The sequence below is a fragment of the uncultured Clostridium sp. genome (genome assembly GCF_937920395.1).
GTDB lineage: Bacteria > Bacillota > Clostridia > Clostridiales > Clostridiaceae > Clostridium_AD.
The window spans coordinates 1-3,138 of the sequence record NZ_CALEVF010000357.1 but is presented as its reverse complement, the minus strand read 5'-3'; the positions used below and the strand labels follow the sequence as shown (position 1 = coordinate 3,138).

The following is a 3,138-nucleotide window of genomic DNA, read 5'->3' as shown; positions in this document are numbered from 1 at the left end:
GGTGAATACATAGGATTATTGTATACTAATGAGGAAATAAAATATGTTACTAAAAATATAAATAATATTGAATATACTGTAATTAAATTATTTATTCCTGGGAACAATAAAAACATAAACAATGGACTTTTATATGTTAATAATAAAAGTATGTTGCCAGAGAAAATGGTTATTTATGATACTTTCGGCAAAGAAAAAATTAATATAACATATACCAATTTCCTTGCTAACGTAAAAATTGACCCTACGGAGTTTAAGATTCCATAATATTTATTAAATTTTAGTAACCAAAAGAGGTGAAGAGAGTGTTTAAACATTTAAGACCTGCATGGGCTGAGGTTGATTTAGATAATCTATCACATAATATGCGTGAGATTAGACGAATAACTAAAAGTGAAAAAATCATAGCGGTTGTAAAGGCAGATGCCTATGGACATGGGGCTGTTGATGTAGCTCCAGTATTACTTGAAAATGGTGCAAATAGTTTAGCAGTTGCAATGTTAAGTGAAGCGGTGGAACTTAGACGGTCAGGCATAGAATGCCCAATAATGATATTAGGATTCACACCGCCGGAGCTTATAGACAATCTATTAAAGTATAATATCGAACAAACTGTATTTTCATATGAATTTGCAAAACAATTATCAAAGATGGCTCAAGACGAAAATAAAATAACAAAGATACACATAGCTTTAGACACTGGAATGGGTAGAATAGGTTTTTTACCAAATGATGAGAGTGTACGGGAAGTATGCAAGATAAGTAAACTCCCAAACATAGTTATAGAAGGTCTATTTTGCCACTTTTCAACTGCAGATGAAAAGGATAAGACATATACTAATATGCAAGTGAAAAAATTTAATGATTTTTATGAAAAATTAAGAGCTAAAAAGGTTTACATAAACACAAGACATATTGCAAATAGTGCAGCTATTATAGATTTACCAGAAATCCATTATGAGGCAGTAAGGCCGGGGATAATAATTTATGGCTACTATCCGTCTGATGAGGTAAATAAGGAAAAATTAGATTTATTACCAGTCATGACTTTAAAAACAAATGTTGTACATATAAAAACGTTACCACCTGGTGAATATGTTGGTTATGGAAGAAAATATAAAACTGAGAAAGAGAGTGTTATAGCTACACTTCCAATCGGTTATGCGGATGGATATACACGACTTTTATTTCAGAAGGCAAAGGTTATTATAAAGGGTAAATTTGCTCCAGTTATAGGAAAAATTTGTATGGATCAGTGTATGATTGATATTACAGACGTTGATGGAGTAAAAGTTGGAGACGAGGTAATATTAATAGGTGAAGATGAAAATAATAAATTCGATGCAGATATTGTTGGAGAGTTAATAGGCACAATAAGTTATGAAATAGTTTGTATGATTGGAAAACGAGTTCCAAGAGTATATATCAGAAAAGGTGAGGTAGTAAAGATAAAAGAATATATATAATACCCCTAGTTAGAATGTAGAATAAACTAGTTTTATGTAAAATTACTTGTTGAAAAAAGGCGAATAAACGAATAATCTCTTTGACAGAGTGACATAGATTGAATTATAATTAACTTATACATATTGTTGTGTTACTTAAATAGGAGGTATTAAATTTTCTATGTCAACTTCAAAAAAATTCGTAATAAACCTCTCGCAGGAACTTTACATTGAATTTAATAAGACACTTAAAAAAGATTGTAAAAAAAGAAGTGTATTTATTAGGGAAGCTATAATACTATATATTGAGGAAAAGAAAAGAGTCAATTATGTAGATAAAATGAAACAAGGATATTTAGAAATGGCTGAGTTAAATTTAAAAATAGCTAATATGGGTTTTGAAAAAGATATCAAAGATTTTAAAGAATACGAAGTTAAGCTTTCGGAGAGTGATTTGTCAAATGACAACAATAGTAAAAAGAGGAGATATATTTTATGCTGATTTGAGTCCGGTTGTAGGCTCAGAGCAAGGTGGGGTTAGACCAGTTATTATACTTCAAAATGATATTGGTAATAAGTACAGTCCTACTATTATAATTGCAGCTATTACTTCTCAGATAAATAAAGCGAAACTCCCTACTCATGTTGAAATTTCTTCAGAAGAGTATGGTCTAAACAAAGATTCAGTGGTTTTGCTAGAACAAATAAGAACGTTAGATAAAAAGAGATTAAAAGAAAAAATAGGTCATATGACCGATAGTGATATGAAAAAGGTAGATACAGCACTTTTGGTAAGTGTAGGTTTATAAAATAGATAAGGGTATTTAATACCCTTATCTATTTTATTAAGCAGTAAAGATTTTGCTGAAACACAAAGAAATAATATAGAAACATGTTTGTACGCTGAGTGAGCTTTTAATAGAACATATAATGATTTTAAAGAATATTCACGAAAATTTTATATTAAAGTTTATTAAGGGCATTGACACTATGTTATAATGTTATTAGTGAATTTACTGTAATGAATTCTATAAACGGGGTAAGGAGATTTTAATATGATACAAGTGAAAAAAGTAACTAAGATTTATGATAATAATGTAATAGCTTTGTCAAATATTGACATTACAATCGAAAAGGGAGAATTTGTATTCCTTGTAGGGCCTAGTGGTGCGGGTAAATCTACTTTTGTTAAAATACTTTTAAAAGAAGTAGAACCAACTACGGGTAGTGTTATTATAAATGATGTAGATATAACAACTATACGTAGAAAAAACATACCATATTATAGGAGAAAAATCGGAGTTGTTTTCCAAGATTTTAGGTTGATTGATACTCTAAATATATATGAGAATGTTGCATTTGCACTTAGGGCTACAGAATGTTCTGCTAAGGAGATTAAAAAGAAGGTACCTTATGTTTTAGATTTAGTTGGACTTTCCAAAAAACATATGGCTTTTCCTAATGAGATTTCAGGTGGAGAAAAACAAAGAGTTTCACTTGCAAGGGCTATAGTAAACAATCCCACTTTGCTAATAGCAGATGAGCCAACAGGAAATTTAGATCCAGAAACTGCATTAGGGATTATGGATATATTAAATGATATTAACAAGGCAGGAACCACTGTGGTTATGGCAACACATGCTAAGAATATAGTGGATGCTATGAAGAAGAGAGTGCTCGCTATAGAAAAAGG

At 30.4% G+C, this 3,138-nt stretch carries 4 protein-coding genes and 1 pseudogene; all 5 read left to right on the top strand.

Annotated features, from left to right (window positions below; translation table 11 throughout):
* Positions 1-267, top strand: a pseudogene (locus Q0649_RS20915) (hypothetical protein); the annotation flags it as partial.
* A gap of 38 nt (positions 268-305) precedes the next feature.
* Positions 306-1,466 carry an alanine racemase gene (gene alr / locus Q0649_RS20910; RefSeq protein ID WP_298846418.1) on the top strand — a complete coding sequence of 387 codons (1,161 nt, stop codon included), beginning with the start codon at positions 306-308 and terminating at the stop codon, positions 1,464-1,466.
* Positions 1,467-1,626: 160 nt separating this feature from the next.
* The gene (locus Q0649_RS20905; RefSeq protein ID WP_298846416.1) at positions 1,627-1,947 is read left to right on the top strand and encodes a CopG family transcriptional regulator; all 321 of its coding nucleotides are present in this window, start codon (positions 1,627-1,629) and stop codon (positions 1,945-1,947) included.
* The gene (locus Q0649_RS20900; RefSeq protein ID WP_298846413.1) at positions 1,907-2,254 is read left to right on the top strand and encodes a type II toxin-antitoxin system PemK/MazF family toxin; all 348 of its coding nucleotides are present in this window, start codon (positions 1,907-1,909) and stop codon (positions 2,252-2,254) included. The genes Q0649_RS20905 and Q0649_RS20900 overlap by 41 nt, the downstream gene beginning before the upstream one ends.
* Before the next feature lie 246 nt (positions 2,255-2,500).
* Positions 2,501-3,138, top strand: a 638-nt coding sequence (gene ftsE, locus Q0649_RS20895) for a cell division ATP-binding protein FtsE (protein ID WP_298846411.1), incomplete at its 3' end; no start/stop codon positions are given.

Coding starts and splice junctions, on each gene's coding strand:
- Q0649_RS20905 (WP_298846416.1), top strand. CDS start 1,627: ATGTCAACTTCAAAAAAATTCGTAATAAACCTCTCGCAGGAACTTTAC.
- Q0649_RS20900 (WP_298846413.1), top strand. CDS start 1,907: ATGACAACAATAGTAAAAAGAGGAGATATATTTTATGCTGATTTGAGT.